General features: G+C 70.9%; 12 protein-coding genes. 11 read left to right on the forward strand and 1 reads right to left on the reverse strand.

Annotated features, from left to right (window positions below; genetic code table 11):
- Nucleotides 1–4 precede the first annotated feature (4 nt).
- The 11 genes from HXX10_RS00230 to HXX10_RS00280 all read left to right on the forward strand — a co-directional run bounded on the left by HXX10_RS00230 (nt 5) and on the right by HXX10_RS00280 (nt 13,723).
- Nucleotides 5–2,683 (forward strand): nitrate reductase, encoded by a 2,679-nt coding sequence (locus HXX10_RS00230; RefSeq protein ID WP_296519329.1) that lies wholly within the window; start codon nt 5–7, stop codon nt 2,681–2,683.
- Nucleotides 2,670–3,809: an NAD(P)-dependent oxidoreductase gene (locus tag HXX10_RS00235; RefSeq protein ID WP_296519330.1), complete on the forward strand. Its 1,140-nt coding sequence runs from the start codon at nt 2,670–2,672 to the stop codon at nt 3,807–3,809. The genes HXX10_RS00230 and HXX10_RS00235 overlap by 14 nt, the downstream gene beginning before the upstream one ends.
- A 327-nt stretch (nt 3,810–4,136) precedes the next feature.
- On the forward strand, nt 4,137–4,475 hold the full coding sequence (locus tag HXX10_RS00240; RefSeq protein ID WP_296519331.1) for an STAS domain-containing protein: 339 nt from the start codon (nt 4,137–4,139) through the stop codon (nt 4,473–4,475).
- Nucleotides 4,472–4,840 (forward strand): response regulator, encoded by a 369-nt coding sequence (locus HXX10_RS00245; RefSeq protein WP_296519332.1) that lies wholly within the window; start codon nt 4,472–4,474, stop codon nt 4,838–4,840. Before HXX10_RS00240 ends, HXX10_RS00245 begins: the two co-directional genes overlap by 4 nt.
- Nucleotides 4,837–6,885: a chemotaxis protein CheA gene (locus tag HXX10_RS00250; protein WP_296519333.1), complete on the forward strand. Its 2,049-nt coding sequence runs from the start codon at nt 4,837–4,839 to the stop codon at nt 6,883–6,885. Before HXX10_RS00245 ends, HXX10_RS00250 begins: the two co-directional genes overlap by 4 nt.
- A gap of 121 nt (nt 6,886–7,006) precedes the next feature.
- Complete coding sequence (locus HXX10_RS00255) at nt 7,007–7,525, forward strand: chemotaxis protein CheW (RefSeq protein ID WP_296519678.1); 519 nt, start codon at nt 7,007–7,009, stop codon at nt 7,523–7,525.
- Nucleotides 7,525–9,276, forward strand: a complete 1,752-nt coding sequence (locus HXX10_RS00260; protein WP_296519334.1) for a methyl-accepting chemotaxis protein — start codon at nt 7,525–7,527, stop codon at nt 9,274–9,276. Before HXX10_RS00255 ends, HXX10_RS00260 begins: the two co-directional genes overlap by 1 nt.
- A gap of 3 nt (nt 9,277–9,279) precedes the next feature.
- Entirely contained in the window at nt 9,280–9,807 is a 528-nt protein-coding gene (locus HXX10_RS00265; RefSeq protein WP_296519335.1) for a chemotaxis protein CheW, read from the forward strand.
- Between the two features lie 23 nt (nt 9,808–9,830).
- Nucleotides 9,831–11,699, forward strand: coding sequence for a methyl-accepting chemotaxis protein (locus HXX10_RS00270; RefSeq protein WP_296519336.1), 1,869 nt, complete (start codon nt 9,831–9,833; stop codon nt 11,697–11,699).
- Nucleotides 11,700–11,714: 15 nt separating this feature from the next.
- Entirely contained in the window at nt 11,715–12,629 is a 915-nt protein-coding gene (locus HXX10_RS00275; protein ID WP_296519337.1) for a protein-glutamate O-methyltransferase CheR, read from the forward strand.
- A gap of 2 nt (nt 12,630–12,631) precedes the next feature.
- Nucleotides 12,632–13,723, forward strand: coding sequence for a chemotaxis response regulator protein-glutamate methylesterase (locus tag HXX10_RS00280; RefSeq protein ID WP_296519338.1), 1,092 nt, complete (start codon nt 12,632–12,634; stop codon nt 13,721–13,723).
- A gap of 162 nt (nt 13,724–13,885) precedes the next feature.
- Here HXX10_RS00280 and HXX10_RS00285 read toward each other — a convergent pair whose 3' ends face one another.
- Nucleotides 13,886–15,646 carry a hypothetical protein gene (locus HXX10_RS00285; protein ID WP_296519339.1) on the reverse strand — a complete coding sequence of 587 codons (1,761 nt, stop codon included), beginning with the start codon at nt 15,644–15,646 and terminating at the stop codon, nt 13,886–13,888.
- Nucleotides 15,647–15,812: the final 166 nt, after the last annotated feature.

A 15,812-nucleotide genomic window follows, 5' to 3' on the forward strand; every position in this document is an offset into this window, starting at 1 on the left:
ACGAGTGCCCGTCGAAACCACGCCGGTCCGCACCACCTGCCCGTATTGCGGGGTCGGCTGCGGCCTTGTCGCGACGCGCGGGCGCGACGGCACCGTGGCGGTCGCGGGCGACCCGGCGCATCCCTCGAACTTCGGCCGGCTGTGCTCGAAGGGCGCGGCGCTCGGCGAGACGCTCGGTCACGACATGCGGTTGCTGCATCCGCAGGTCGACGGCGTGCGAACCGACTGGAACACGGCGCTCGATGCCGTCGCGGCCGGCCTGCGTGATGTGATCACGACGCATGGGCCGGAGGCGGTCGCCTTCTATCTGTCGGGCCAGCTCCTCACCGAGGACTATTACGTCGCCAACAAGCTCGCCAAGGGGTTTTTGGGGACGCCGCATGTCGACACCAACTCGCGCCTGTGCATGGCCTCCTCGGTCGCCGGCCATCGCCGCGCCTTCGGGGCCGATGTGGTGCCGGGCTGCTACGAGGATCTCGACGAGGCCGATCTGGTCGTGCTCGTCGGCTCCAATGCGGCGTGGTGCCACCCGGTGCTGTTCCAGCGGATCGCCGCCGCCCGCACGGCGCGCGGCACCCGCGTGATCGTCGTCGATCCGCGCCGCACCGCCACGGCCGAGGAGGCCGACCTTCACCTCGCCGTCGCGCCCGGCATGGACACGGTGCTGTTCGGTTTTCTGCTCACCCATCTCGCCGACACGGGCGCGCTCGACGAGGCGTTCGTGGCGGCGCACACGACGGGCCTCGAGGCGACGCTGGCGCAGGCGCGAAACATCGCACCGGGCGTGGCGGCGACGGCGGCACGCACGGGCCTCTCCGAAGCCGAGATCGTAGCCTTCGTCACGGCGTGGCGCGACACCGCGCGCGTCGTCACCGTCTACTCGCAGGGCGTCAACCAGTCGGCGCAGGGCACCGACAAGGTGACCGGAATCATCGCCTGCCATCTCGCCACCGGCCGCATCGGCAAGCCCGGCATGGGGCCGCTCTCCTTCACGGGCCAGCCCAACGCCATGGGCGGCCGCGAGGTCGGTGGCCTCGCCAACATGCTCGCCGCCCATATGGGCTTCTCGACCGCCGAGATCGATCGTGTCGGCCGCTTCTGGGATGCGCCGGCCGTCGTCACCCGCGAAGGCCTCAAGGCCGTCGACCTGTTCGATGCGGTCGCCGGTAGGCGCATCAAGGCGCTGTGGGTGATGGGAACCAACCCGGCCGTGTCGCTGCCGCGCGCCGATACGGTGCGGGACGCCCTCGGCAAGCTCGATCTACTGGTCGTCTCCGAGAACGTCGCCTCGAACGACACGCTTGCAGGCGGCGCGCAGGCGCGCCGCCATATCCGCCTGCCGGCGGCGGCGTGGGGCGAGAAGGACGGCACCGTCACCAATTCGGAGCGGCGCATCTCGCGCCAGCGCGCCGTTCTGCCGTTGCCCGGCGAGGCGCGGCCGGACTGGTGGATGGTCGCGCAGGTCGCCCAAAAGCTCGGGCACGGCGAGGCGTTCGCGTGGATGGGGCCCGCCGGCGTGTTCCGCGAGCATGCGGCGCTCTCCGGCTTCGAGAACGATGGCAGCCGTGCTTTCGACATCTCCGCGCTCGCGGATCTCGGCGACGATGCCTATGACGCGCTCGCGCCCGTGCAGTGGCCGGCGCCGGCCGGCCGGCCGGCCGGGACAGCGCGGCTGTTCGGCGACGGCGGCTTCGTCACGGCGGATCGCCGCGCCCGCTTCGTGCCGCCGGCCGTGCCGGCGCTCGCCGGCGCGACGTCGGAGCGGTTTCCGCTGTGGCTCAACACCGGGCGGGTGCGCGACCAGTGGCATACGATGACGCGGACCGGCCTGTCGGCCCGTCTCGGGGCGCACCGGCCGATGCCCTTCGTCGAGGTGCATCCTGCGGACATGCTGCGCTTCGGCCTGACCGACGGCGGGCTCGCCCGCGTCGAGACTTCGCATGGCAGCGCGGTGCTGCGCGTCACCATGAGCAACGCCGTGCGCGAGGGCGAGATTTTTGCGCCGATCCACTGGACGGCGGAAACCTCGTCGCACGGCCGCGTCGGCGCGCTGGTGAATGGCGCCACCGATCCTCATTCCGGACAGCCCGAGGCAAAGGCGACGCCGGCGACGCTCGCGGCCGTCGGCATGCGGCTCGCCGGCGTGGCGCTGCTGCGCACGCCGCGGGCGCTGCCGGACGGCATCTGGTGGTCGCGGATCGCCGTCGCCGGCGGCTATGCGTATGCGCTGGCGACCGATGCGCCGCTCGACGCCGTGCGCGGCTGGGTCGATGCGCTGCTCGGCGATGCCGACCGGGCCGAGCTGCACGACCCCGCCCGCGAGGTCTTCCGCACCGCCGCCTTCGAGGGCGGAAGCCTTGCCGGGGCTTTGTTCGTCGGGCCGGCCGCGTCCCACGGCGCGCCGCGGTGGGATGCGCTGGCGCCGCTGCTGGCGATCGACGAGCTTTCCCCGGCGACGCGCCTCTCGGTGCTCTCCGGACGCGCGCCGGACGGTGCAGCCGACTGCGGCCCGATGGTGTGCGCCTGCTTCGGGGTCGCACGCGGCACGATCGAGGCGGCGGTCGCGGCCGGCGCCGGCGATACCACGGCGATCGGCGTCGCCGTGAAGGCCGGCACCAATTGCGGCTCCTGCATCCCGGAGCTGAAACGCCTGCTCGCGGAGGCGCCCCGTGTCGCGGCCTGAGCATCGTTCGATCGACACCCGCGCCGCCGGGCTGGCGCCGCTCGCCGTGCTGCCCGTCTTCGTGCGGCTGCGCGGGGAGCGCGCCGTGGTGCTCGGCGGCAGCGCCGGCGCCGCCTGGAAGGCGCGTCTGCTCGCCTCGGCCGGGGCTCGGGTCGACGTCATCGCGACGGAGTTTTGCGACGAGATGCGCGCGGCGCCCGGCGCGGTGCCGGACGGCCGTGTCGCCCTGCATGCGCGCGCCTGGAGCGAGGACGACGTTCATGACGCCCGGATCGTGATCGTCGCGCTGGACGATGCCGCGGACGCCCGGCGTGCCGTCGGCGTTGCGCGAAAATGTGGAGCCATGGTCAATGCGGTCGACCGATCCGAGCTGTGCGACGTGCAGTTCGGCGCCATCGTCAACCGCTCGCCGCTGGTGATCGGCATCTCGACCGACGGCGCCGCACCCGTGCTGGCGCAGACCTTGCGGTCCAGGATCGAGGCGCTGATCCCGACCGGCCTGGCGCGCTGGCTCGCGGCGGCGAAGTCCTGGCGGGCCGAGGTGGCGGAGCGTCTGCCCGCCATGCCGGCGCGTCGCGCCTTCTGGCTGCGTCTCGCCGACCGCGCCTTCGCGGCGCATGCGGGCGAACCGTCGCGGCGCGATCTCGACGATCTGCTCGCCGGCGGCGCCGGGCCGGGCGGCATCACGGTCGTCGACGCCGGGCCGGGCGATCCGGAGCTCTTGACGCTGGCGGCCGTGCGGGCGCTGCGCAGCGCCGACGTCGTGCTCCACGATGCCGGCGTTTCCTCCGAGGTGCTCGCCTTCGCCCGCCGCGAGGCGCGCATGCTGCCGATCGGCGCCGCCGATCGTCGCGTGGCGCCTCGGCTGGACGCGGTCGGCGATCTGATGATCAGGTTCGCGCGCGAGAGCAAGCGGGTGGTGCGGCTGACGTGCGGTCCGTCGGGGGTGCCCGGTTGGACGACGGAAGGGATTGCCGCAGCGCGTACAGCCGGCGTCGTGATCACGATCGTGCCCGGCGTTGCGGCGGTTTCGCCGGCGAGGTCCGACTGCCGTGAGAAATTTGTTTTCTCGTCCGTATCAACACGCATGGCGGACATGCGGGCCGAGGCCGCCCGCGTGTCCTGACGCCGCCGGCGGTTCGTTTCGACCCTTTTCACGCGCCCCGCATTTACGACTCCGGCCGCGACGCCGTCGCGTCGAAGCCTCACCCGCCATTGGCCGTTTCGTGCATCGTGACAGGTCCGCGACAGCGAGCGCGCTAACGGGTCGCGGCCGGATCGAGACAAAGTTTAAACGATGTTTCGCGTTTCTTTAGTAGTAAGTGTTATTTACGAGGGCTATCACCTGTTAAGGCTGGCTTAAAACCAAGGGGTGTAGGTCGGTGCTCGTGAAAAGCGAGTTCCGGCAAAGCGATATGTCGGAACCCGCATCGGCATCCAATAGGTGTGTTCCGTGGACAATACCAACCAGGAGATCGGATTCGTCGATCTCGACGGCCTGCAGACGGTCCGCACCATAGGGGTCGCGCATGATCGGCTGAAAGCCGCCATAGCCGACCACGCTGCGGTTCGCATCGGGCTGGACGGCCTCGAAGAGTTCGATCTCAGCCTCGTTCAGCTCGTTCTCGCGGCGCGCCGCGGCGCGCTCGCGGCCGGCAAGTCGCTGATCCTCGCCGGCCCCGTTCGCGGGCCACTCTACGTCACTCTCGACCGGGCCGGGTTCCTCTCCCGCGACGCCGCCGATTCCCTCGGCGGCGCGACCTTCTGGCTGCAAGCATCGGGTGATCAATGAGCAAGACCATCCTCAACGTCGACGACTCCGCCAGTGTCCGCCAGATGGTGCAACTGACGCTGCAGGGCGCCGGTTACCGGGTGCTGCAGGCGAACGACGGCGCCGACGGGCTCTCCAAGGCCCAGGCGAGCGCGGTCGACATGGTCGTCACCGACCTCAACATGCCGGTGATGAACGGGCTCGCGCTGATCCGCGAGCTGCGCAAGCTGCCGGCCTATCGGGGCGTGCCGATCCTGTTCCTCACCACCGAATCCGACGCGGCGATGAAGAAGGAAGCCAAGGACGCGGGCGCGACAGGCTGGATCACCAAGCCGTTCCAGCAGGATCAGCTCGTCGCGGTGGTTCGCAAGGTGCTCGGAGCATGATCACGATCGACGCCACAGACACGTTCCGGCAGGAAGCCCAGGAGCTGCTCGAGCAGCTCGAGCACGCGCTGCTCGATCTCGAGCACCGGCCCGCCGACGCCGACCTGATCGACGGCGCCTTCCGGGCGCTGCACACCATCAAGGGTTCGGGCGCGATGTTCGGCTTCGACCGGCTCGCCGCCTTCACGCATCACGTCGAGACGGCGTTCGACCTGGTCCGCAAGGGCCGGGTGAGTGCCAATGCCGAGCTGATCGCCCTGACGCTGAAGGCCAAGGACCAGATGCGCCGGCTGATCGAGGCCCCCGCCGAGGCCGACGACGCGGCCGGCGAGGCGATCCTGGCGAGCCTCCGCATCGTGCTCGACGCAGCCATGTCGCCCGGCGTCGCACCCGACGCGCCGTCTGCGCCGGCGCTCGCGACGGACGCCGCCGGGCAGTCCGGCGAGGCGACCTGGCGGGTAAAATTCCGATTGCCCAAGGGCACCATGGCGACCGGCAGCAATCCGCTGCTGTTGATCGAGGATCTGCACGCCCTCGGCGGGGCCGTCGTGGTGGCGCAGACCGACCAGGTGCCGGCGATCGACGAGCTCGATCCGCTCGACTGCCATATCGGCTGGGAGGTGCATCTCACGACGGAGAAGCCGCGCGATGCCATCGAGGAGGTGTTCATGTTCCTCCTCGACGACATGGAGCTGAGCATCGAGCGCCTCGACGCCGCCGCGTCGCCGACGACGCAAGCTGCCGCCGCGGCCACGCCGGTCGAGGCGACGAAGCCGGCTGCGTCCGTCCCGTCTCCGGCCGCTACGCCCTCCGGGGCGTCGCCGGCTCCCGCCCCGAGCCCCTCGGCGCCGGGCGCCACGGCGGCCCGGACGGGCGGCAGCATCCGGGTGCCGGCCGAGCGTCTCGACGAGCTGATGGACCGGGTCGGCGAACTGGTCATCGCTCAGTCGCGGCTCAAGCAGATCGCCACTGCCTCCCTGGATCCCCAGGTGAAGTCGGTGACCGAGGAGATCGAGCGGCTCGCCCGCGAGCTGCAGGACACCACCATGGGAGTCCGCATGATGCCGATCGGATCGCTGTTCGGGCGCTTCCGCCGGCTGGTGCACGACCTCTCGCGCGACCTCGGCAAGGACATCGAGCTGATCACCTCGGGCGAGGAGACCGAACTCGACAAGACCGTGATCGAGCGGCTCGCCGATCCGCTCGTCCATCTGATTCGCAATGCCGGCGACCACGGGCTGGAGCCGCCCGCGGGCCGCGCCGCCGCCGGCAAGCCGGCGACGGGCCGGATCACGCTCAGCGCGCGCCATGCCGGCGCCGCCGTGCTGATCACGGTCGGCGACGACGGCCGCGGCCTCGACCGTGCGAGGATCCAGGCGCGCGCCGAGGAGCAGGGCCTCGTCGCCGCCGGCGCCAAGCTCGCCGACGAGGAACTCTTCAAGGTCATCCTCGCCCCCGGCTTCTCGACCGCCCGCGAGGTGACCAACCTGTCCGGCCGCGGCGTCGGCATGGACGTGGTCAAGCGCACCATCGACGAGCTGCGCGGCTCGATCGACGTGCGCAGCACGGCGGGTCACGGCTCCGAGGTGACGCTGCGGCTGCCGCTCACCCTCGCCATCATCGACGGACTTCTGGTGCGGGTCGGCAAGGGCCGCTACGTCATTCCGCTCGGCGCCGTCGAGGAGTGCGTCGAGCTGACGCCGACCGAGGATCTCCGCTCCAGGGGCCGCTGCTTCCTCAACATCCGCGGCGACCTGGTGCCCTATATCCGGCTGCGCGAGCAGTTCGCCTCGCAGGTGCCGGCCGATCCCTACCAGAAGGTCGTCATTGTGTCGGCGAACGGGATGCGCGTCGGCCTCGTCGTCGACCAGGTGATCGGCGACCACCAGACGGTCATCAAGTCGCTGTCGCGGCTGCATGCCGACATCGGGGTGTTCTCCGGAGCCACCATCCTGGGCGACGGCAGCGTCGCCTTGATCCTCGACGTCCCGCAGCTCGTCGCCGACGGGCAGGCCGCCGAAGAGCGCCTGAAGGCCGCCGGCTGAGCCGCGAGAGGAGTTACCGATGAGCGTATCGAACGCCACTGCACCGATCGGCACCGCATCGCGCGGCACGGACCCGAACGGGAGCGAATCGAACGGCGGCCGGCCCCTCGAGGTGCTGACCATGGACCTGCAGGGCCAGACCTTCGCGCTGGAAGCCACCCAGGTCCGCGAGATCCTCGATCTCGTCCCGGTCACCGAGGTGCCCGGCAGCGAGCCCTTCGTCAACGGACTCGTCAATGTCCGCGGCAAGGTCGTGCCGCTCGCCGACCTCCGACTCAAGTTCGGCATGGAGCAGGCGCCCGACACCATCGACACCCGCATCGTGGTGATCGAGATCGACATCGACCGGGTGCCGACCGTGATCGGGATAAGGGCCGACAAGGTGCACGAGGTCACGACGCTCGACGCCTCGGTGCTCGCCGAGGTGCCGCGCATCGGCACCCGCTGGCGCCAGGACTACATTCGCTTCATCGCCAAGCGCGGCGACGATTTCATTGTCGTTCCCGATCTCGCCCGCATTCTCGCGCCGGGCGCCGCCGAGCCGGCGGCCGACCCGTCCAAACCCGGCGCGACGCCCCCGACCACGTCCCACCGAAAGACCGCGACCCTGGCGCTCGCCGGCCGCCCTGGAGAACTGTGATGCGTGTCACCATCAAGCTGAAGCTCGGCCTCGCCTTCGCGGTCGTCATCATTCTGTCCGCTGCCACGGCTTGGCTCGGCATCTCGAATCTCGCCGCGCTCGACGCGACGCTGGGTCAGCTCGTCGACGGACCGATGAAGCGCCTCGAGGCGTCGCAGAAGCGCAGCCTCGACGTGATGACGTTGGTGCGTGCCGAGAAGAACCTCGTGCTGGCGACCGACAAGGATGCGAGCGCCCGCTACGAGGCCGAGATGCTCGACCTCCGCCAAACGATCCTAAAGCAGGTCGATGCCGACGAAGCCGCCTCGACGGCGGTGGGCAAGCCGATCTGGGCCGGCATCCGCACCTCGATCCAGCAGCTCGGCTCCGTGCACGACAGGATGCGCGATGCGATCCGCCGCGGCGACTCGGCCGAGGCGCGCGACCTCTCCGCCACCGCGGCGCGGCAGTCCGCCGCCGACGCGCAGAAGGGCCTCGAGCAGATCACCGGCATCCTGCGCAATTGGCTGCAGGAGGCCAAGCACGACGCCGAGCGCCAGTACGAGAGCGCCCGTACCCTGACGATCGGCATGGTCCTGGGCTCGATCGCCTTCGCGCTCGCCATCGCGGTGTGGATGTCGATCAGCATCAGCCGCAGCCTCGCCCGCGCCGGCCTGCTCGCCCAGGCGGTGGCGGGAGGCGACCTCACCCAGACCATCGACAAGACCTCGAAGGACGAGATCGGCGACCTGATCGAGCACATCAACACCATGGTGCTGCGGCTGCGTCAGGTCGTGTCGGAGGCGCTGGGTGCTGCCGACAACGTGTCGGCGGGGAGCCAGGAGCTGTCGTCGAGCTCGGAGGAGCTGTCGCAGGGCGCGACCGAGCAGGCGGCGTCCGCCGAGGAAGCCTCCTCGTCGATGGAGGAGATGGCGTCGAACATCAAGCAGAACGCCGACAACGCCTCGCAGACCGAGAAGATCGCCCGGCAGTCCGCGGCGGATGCGGAGAAGAGCGGCGAGGCGGTGGGCCGTGCCGTCGAGGCGATGCGCACCATCGCCGAGAAGATCACCATCGTGCAGGAGATCGCCCGGCAGACCGACCTCTTGGCCTTGAACGCGGCCGTCGAGGCGGCCCGGGCCGGCGAGCACGGCAGGGGGTTCGCCGTTGTCGCCTCGGAAGTCCGCAAGCTCGCCGAGCGCAGCCAGACGGCGGCGGCCGAGATCGGCACGGTGTCGTCGAAGACCGTGAAGGTCGCGCAGGAGGCCGGCGAGATGCTGACGCGCCTGGTGCCCGACATCCAGAAGACGGCCGAGCTGGTGTCGGAGATCAGCGCGGCCTGCCGTGAGCAGGACATCGGCGCCGATCAGATCAACCAGGCGATCCAGCAGCTCGACAAGGTGACGCAGCAGAACGCCAGCGCTTCGGAAGAGATGTCGGCGACCTCGGAGGAGCTGGCGGCGCAGGCCGAGCAGCTCCAGAGCAGCATCGCCTATTTCCGCACCGAGGACGGCGCCACCGCAGTCGTCGCGGCGCGGCGTCCGGCGCCGACGCGGGCCGGCTCGCAGGCCTCCGCCAAGTCGGCCGCAGCCATGGCCGAGCGCAGCGCGCGGCCGGTCGCCAAGCCGGCCACCGGCGGGGCCAACAAGCTGGTCGAGCAGGTGCGCGCGGCCTATGGCCAGGGCAAGGCGCCGGCGCGGACGGGCTACAAGCTCGACCTCTCGTCGGGCGGCCCCGACGCCCATGACGCGCAATTCGAGCGGGCGAGCTGAGCCATGGCGCAAGTGAGCAGTGCCGGCGAGACCTTTTACGTCACCATCGGGATCGGCCGGGAGGTGTTCGCGGTCCCGGTCGCGATGGTGCTCGAGATCCTCCCGATGCAGCCGCTGTTCCGCATCCCGGAAGCACCGGCGCATCTCGACGGGCTCATCGATGTCCGCGGTCGCGCCGTCGCGGTGATCGACTTGCGGACCCGGCTCCATCTGCCGCGGGTGGAGCCCGACGAGACCACCCGCATCGTCGTGCTCGACGTGCCGCTGCCCGGCCGCCGCCTCGCGCTCGGCCTCACGGCCGATCGCGTCTTTGAGGTTATGGCGCTCCACGACGGCAGCCTCGAGCCGCCGCCCGACATCGGCACGCCGTGGAATCACGATCACATCCGCGGGGTCGGGCGCCACGGCGACGGCTTCGTCGCGGTGCTCGACATTGTCCGCCTGTTCACTGCCGATCCGGCCGTCCTCACGGCGCAGCGCGCGCTGCCCGCGGGCGGCGACCATCTCCCGTCCGCCGCCGTCGCGGCCTGACGCCTCCTGCCAGGAATGCCCCGATGCGTGTCACCATCAAGCTGAAGCTTGCGCTCGCCTTCGCGACCATCATCGTCCTGTCCGCCGTCACGGCCTGGCTCGGCATCTCGAATCTCGCGTCGCTCGACACCACGCTCAGGCGCTTGGTCGACGGGCCGGTCCAGCGCCTGCAGCTCTCGCTCGAGCTGAACAACAGCCTGCTGACCGTCGTGCGGGCCGAGAAGAACCTCATCACCTCGGCCGGCAAGGAGGAGTACGACCGCTTCGATACCGAGATGACCCGCGAGCGCCAGTCGCTGGCCGTGCGGCTCGAAAAGGGCGAGGAGACCGCGGCGGCGCAGCGCCGGCCACTGTGGGCGGCGGCGCGGGCCGCATTGCAGCAACTCGTCGTGACGCAGGACAAGATCCGCGAGGCGGTGCGCCGCGGCGATCGTGAGGAGGCCCGGGAGCTCTCCGGCTCGGTGGCGCGCCAGCATGTCGGCGAGGTGCAGAAGAACCTCAAGGCGGTGCTGGAGGTCAATCAACGTCTGCTCGAGGAGGCCAAGAGCGACGCCGCGCAGCAATACGAGAGCGCCCGGATGCTGCTGCTCGGCCTGGTCGCTTTCGCCATGATATTCGCGGTCGCCGTCGCCGTGTGGATCGCCCTCGCCATCAGCCGCGGTCTCGGCCGCGCCGGCGCGCTCGCCCAGGCGGTCGCCATCGGCGATCTCGACCAGCAGATCGTGGTCAAGAGCAACGACGAGATCAAGGATCTGGTCGACTCGCTCAATCGCATGACGGCCAACCTGCGCGTCACGGCGGGCGTCGCCGACACCATCGCCAATGGCGACCTCACCGTGAAGGTTACGCGCTTCTCCGACAAGGATACGCTCGGCATGTCGCTCGAGCGCATGGTGGAGAAGCTGCGTCAGGTCGTGTCGGAGGCGCTGGGTGCTGCCGACAACGTGTCGGCGGGGAGCCAGGAGCTGTCGTCGAGCTCGGAGGAGCTGTCGCAGGGCGCGACCGAGCAGGCGGCGTCCGCCGAGGAAGCCTCCTCGTCGATGGAGGAGATGGCGTCGAACATCAAGCAGAACGCCGACAACGCCTCGCAGACCGAGAAGATCGCCCGGCAGTCCGCGGCGGATGCGGAGAAGAGCGGCGAGGCGGTGGGCCGTGCCGTCGAGGCGATGCGCACCATCGCCGAGAAGATCACCATCGTGCAGGAGATCGCCCGGCAGACCGACCTCTTGGCCTTGAACGCGGCCGTCGAGGCGGCCCGGGCCGGCGAGCACGGCAGGGGGTTCGCCGTTGTCGCCTCGGAAGTCCGCAAGCTCGCCGAGCGCAGCCAGACGGCGGCGGCCGAGATCGGCACGGTGTCGTCGAAGACCGTGAAGGTCGCGCAGGAGGCCGGCGAGATGCTGACGCGCCTGGTGCCCGACATCCAGAAGACGGCCGAGCTGGTGTCGGAGATCAGCGCGGCCTGCCGTGAGCAGGACATCGGCGCCGATCAGATCAACCAGGCGATCCAGCAGCTCGACAAGGTGACGCAGCAGAACGCCAGCGCTTCGGAAGAGATGTCGGCGACCTCGGAGGAGCTGGCGGCGCAGGCCGAGCAGCTCCAGAGCAGCATCGCCTATTTCCGCACCGAGGACGGCGCCACCGCAGTCGTCGCGGCGCGGCGTCCGGCGCCGACGCGGGCCGGCTCGCAGGCCTCCGCCAAGTCGGCCGCAGCCATGGCCGAGCGCAGCGCGCGGCCGGTCGCCAAGCCGGCCACCGGCGGGGCCAACAAGCTGGTCGAGCAGGTGCGCGCGGCCTATGGCCAGGGCAAGGCGCCGGCGCGGACGGGCTACAAGCTCGACCTCTCGTCGGGCGGCCCCGACGCCCATGACGCGCAATTCGAGCGGGCGAGCTGAGGTGGGGTGGACGCCATGACGGAGGCTCAACCCAGGACGTCGTCGGCCGAGCGGCAGGAGCCGCTTGCGCGGCCGGAGTCCTCCTGGGTCGACAGCCATGACCGGCTCGGCGCCCGCGACTTCCAGCGGCTGGCGACGTTCATCCAGGACTACAGCGGCATCAAGGTGCCGCCCAGCAAGGCGACCATGGTCGAGGGGCGGCTGCGCAAGCGCGTCCGTGCCCTCGGCATGGCGAGCCTCGTCGAGTACTGCAACTATCTGTTCGCCCGCGACGGGCTCGCCGCCGAAGAGATCCACCTGATCGACGTCGTCACCACCAACAAGACGGAATTCTTTCGCGAGCCGGAGCATTTCCGCACCCTCGCCGACGAGGTGCTGCCGCGCATCGCCGCCGAGCGCCGGGTCAGCTCGCACGCGCCGGTGAAGATCTGGAGCGCCGCGGCCTCGACCGGCGCCGAGGCCTACACGATCGCCATGGTGCTGGCCGAGCAGCGTCGGCGTCAGCCCGAGCTGGCCGGCGCCGTCTACGCGACCGACATCTGCACGGAGGTGCTCGGCACCGCCCAGGGCGGCATCTTCCCGGCCGAGATGATCGCGCCGGTGCCGGCCGAGCTGAGGGCCCGCTACGTCATGCAGGCCAAGGATCGCGCCTCGCGGCTGGTGCGGATCGTTCCGGAGCTGCGCGCCATGGTCCGGTTCGGCCGTCTCAACCTGATGGACCAGAGCTATCCGATCGACCGCGACATGGACGTCGTCTTCTGCCGCAACGTGCTCATCTATTTCGACAAGCCTACCCAGCTCGCGGTGCTGCGCCGGCTCTGCGATCATCTCCGCCCCGGCGGCTGGTTGTTTCTCGGCCATTCCGAGACGCTGTCCGGATTCGAGCTGCCGGTCCGCACCGCCGGCACCGCAGTCTTTCGCCGGAGCTGACCATGGCGGCGCCGATCCGGGTCTTGATCATCGACGACTCCGCATCGGTGCGGCAGACGCTCGCCGGGATCCTCGGCGCCGATCCCGACATCACGGTGATCGGCACGGCGTCCGATCCGTTCGTCGCGGCACGCCGCATCCAGGCCGAGCTGCCCGACGTCATCACGCTCGACGTCGAGATGCCGCACATGGACGGCATTACGTTCCTGCGCAAGCTGATGAGCCAGCGGCCGTTGCCCGTGGTGATGTGCTCGTCGCTCGCCGAGGAGGGGTCCGAGACGCTGATGCAGGCGCTCGAGGCCGGCGCCGTCGACGTGATCCTCAAGCCGCGGCTCGGGGTGACGCAGTTCCTGATCGAGTCGCAGGTGCGCATCTGCGACGCCGTCAAGGCCGCGGCGGGGGCTCGCCTGCATTGCCTGCCGCGCCGGGCCCGTGGTCCGGGGGGCATCGCGACGCCGGCTAAGAAGCTGACGGCCGACGTGATGCTGGCGGCGCCTTCGGCCGGCCATGCGATGGCGCGGACCACCGAGACCATCGTGTGCATCGGCGCCTCGACCGGCGGTACCGAGTCGCTGCGGGCGCTGCTCGAGGTGCTGCCGGCGGATTCGCCGCCTATCCTGATCGTCCAGCACATGCCGGAGAAGTTCACGGCCGCCTTCGCGAAGCGGCTCGACGGCCTGTGCGCCGTCGAGGTGAAGGAGGCCGCCGACGGCGACACCGCGTTGCGCGGGCGCGTGCTGATCGCGCCCGGCGATCGCCACATGCTGCTGCAGCGCAGCGGCGCGCGCTATTACGTCAGCGTCAAGGACGGCCCGCTGGTGTCGCGCCATCGGCCCTCGGTCGACGTGCTGTTCCGCTCGGCGGCGCGCTTCGCCGGGGCGAACGCGCTCGGCATCATCATGACGGGCATGGGCGACGACGGCGCCCGCGGACTCCTGGAGATGAAGCAGGCCGGCGCCCACACGGTGGCCCAGGACGAGGCGACCTCGGTCGTCTTCGGCATGCCCAAGGAGGCGATCGCCCTCGGCGCCGTCGACCGCGTGCTGCCGCTCGGATCGCTGGCCGGCGCGGTCCTGCGCGCCGGATCGGCATAGGGCAATTTTCAACGGAGATGAATTGCCCTACGAGCTCCGCTCGTCCCCGCGAAAGCGGGGATCCCGCGCCCCGCGCCGTGGCCCCTGGAGTCCCGCTTGCGCGGGACTGAGCGGAGTGTGGGTCGAGATCGCCGGAAAATGCTCCAGCCGGCCGCTCGCTTTTCAGAACAGCATGTCGTCGAGGCTCGCTTCGGCCATCGCCGGCGCGGCGGCGGCGATCGGCGGAGCGAGGGTCGTGGCGAGGCCGCGCGGGGCCGCGCGGGCATGGACGTCGCGCTCGCGCGCCATGGTGTAGTGGGCGGCGAGCTGCGCGAACAGCGCGTCCGCGGCCTCTCCCGTCGGGATCGATCGGGCTGGCGCGGCGGCGGCGACCGCCGCAAAGGCGGCCGCGGCGTGCCGGATCGCGGCTGCGATGGTCTCGGCCCGGGCGAGTCCGGCGGCGGTCTCGTCGAGCACCGACACCACGGCGGCGCCGTCGCGGGCGAGTGCCGCGAGCGCGGCCCCGAGGGTCTCGGCGACGGCGTGCAGGCGGGCGATGGCGGTATCCATCGCCGTGATGACGGCGGCGATCTCGGCGAGCCGTGCCGCCTGGTTCTGTCCCGCCAACGCTTCGGCCGTCGCGACGATCGCCTGGACGTCCGCCGTCGCGGCGACCGCCTCGGTCGCTGTTCGGGCGGAGGACAGCGTCAGCTCCTCGGCGACGACGCCCAGCGGCTTGCCGACGGTACCGAGGCGGCTGCTCTTGAGCGTCGCGTTGACGCCCATGATGCGGATGTCGGCCTCGACGGCCCGCACCGTGCCGATATGGTCGACCAGCCGGGTGGCGATCCGCAGCACCTCGGCGATGATCCCGTCGGCGCTTTCGCGCGCTGTGCGGAAGCCCTCGAACAACGCCCGCGCTTGGCTGACGTCCTCCTCCAGCTCGCACAGGAACGACTCGCCGCCATGCGCCGTCGAGCCGTAGACGGTCTGGCCGAGCCGGACGATCTCGCGGGCGTCGGCGGCGAGCCCGTCGAGGGTGCGGTGGACCGCGGCGATCTCGCGGGCGAGCTCGTCGGCGGCGTCCCCGAGCTGGGCCGCCTGCAGGGTGCAGCCGGCGGCCACGAGGGCGCGACGCTCCTCCGTGCCGAGATCCGCCCATGGGGCGTGCCGGTCGTCCGCCGCAGTCGCGCCGGCGAGATCGGCGAGCTGGCCGGCGCTCGCCTGGACGTGCTCCATGCGCTGGCGGGTGGCGTCGCCGACCTGCAGGGCCATGACGACGCGGCCGACCCCGTCGGCGAGCTTGCGCGAGCGCGCGCCGACCGCGGCGGCGGCCTCGGCGGCGGCACGGGAGCGCGCCGTGATCAGGTCGAGGCTGTGCGCGAGCTGCCGCGGCACTTGTGCCATCGTCTCGGTGTGGCGGGTGGCGAACACGGTCTCGCCCGTGCTGGCGACCGCGAGATGCCGGGCGACCGCGACGAGATCGTCGCGGAAGTGCTGCAGATTGGTGTTGGTGATCGCCAGCGAGCGACCGATCCCGCCGATATAGTCCAGGAACTCGGTGCCGGCCGCGCCGATGCCGGAGGCGGTGATCCGGGCATTGATGGTCAGCACGTCGATGGTGCGGATTTCCTTGGCGATCTCGTCGATTCGCCGGCGCAGACCGGCGCTGACCCGGGTCAGGCGGTCGAGTGAGGCCCGCTCGTCGCGGCGGGCGCCGCCGAGCGCGGTCGCCTTTGCGCCGACCTGCGAGAGGTCCTCGGTGGCGCGGTGGAAGGCGTCGCCGCCCAGCTCGCCCTGAAGGCTGCCGAACAGGGATGTCAGGTGCTCCAGGAGATCGACCGAGGAGCCGAGCCGGACGCCCGTCTGCAGAAATGTCTCTTCGGCCAAGCCCGCTGCCGCACCGAGCGCTTCGGCAATGGGGAGGATGTCGTCGCGCACCATCGGTCTCACTGGCTCGGCGAACGGTCGCCCGGCCGTGACCGACGACGCGGAGCCGGTCGCCGCGGGGGCACGGCGAAGAGGCTCGCCCTCCAACTTGATCAGCTTCGGTTAAGTATCGGTTTAGACGGCCCCTCCGGCGACCGCAGGGGGAGGCGCGCCGCCTGAA

The organism is Rhodoplanes sp. (assembly GCF_013377085.1).
Lineage (GTDB): Bacteria > Pseudomonadota > Alphaproteobacteria > Rhizobiales > Xanthobacteraceae > Rhodoplanes.

Coding starts and splice junctions, on each gene's coding strand:
- HXX10_RS00245 (WP_296519332.1), top strand. CDS start 4,472: ATGAGCAAGACCATCCTCAACGTCGACGACTCCGCCAGTGTCCGCCAG.
- HXX10_RS00250 (WP_296519333.1), top strand. CDS start 4,837: ATGATCACGATCGACGCCACAGACACGTTCCGGCAGGAAGCCCAGGAG.
- HXX10_RS00255 (WP_296519678.1), top strand. CDS start 7,007: ATGGACCTGCAGGGCCAGACCTTCGCGCTGGAAGCCACCCAGGTCCGC.
- HXX10_RS00260 (WP_296519334.1), top strand. CDS start 7,525: ATGCGTGTCACCATCAAGCTGAAGCTCGGCCTCGCCTTCGCGGTCGTC.
- HXX10_RS00265 (WP_296519335.1), top strand. CDS start 9,280: ATGGCGCAAGTGAGCAGTGCCGGCGAGACCTTTTACGTCACCATCGGG.
- HXX10_RS00270 (WP_296519336.1), top strand. CDS start 9,831: ATGCGTGTCACCATCAAGCTGAAGCTTGCGCTCGCCTTCGCGACCATC.
- HXX10_RS00275 (WP_296519337.1), top strand. CDS start 11,715: ATGACGGAGGCTCAACCCAGGACGTCGTCGGCCGAGCGGCAGGAGCCG.
- HXX10_RS00280 (WP_296519338.1), top strand. CDS start 12,632: ATGGCGGCGCCGATCCGGGTCTTGATCATCGACGACTCCGCATCGGTG.
- HXX10_RS00285 (WP_296519339.1), bottom strand. CDS start 15,646: ATGGTGCGCGACGACATCCTCCCCATTGCCGAAGCGCTCGGTGCGGCA.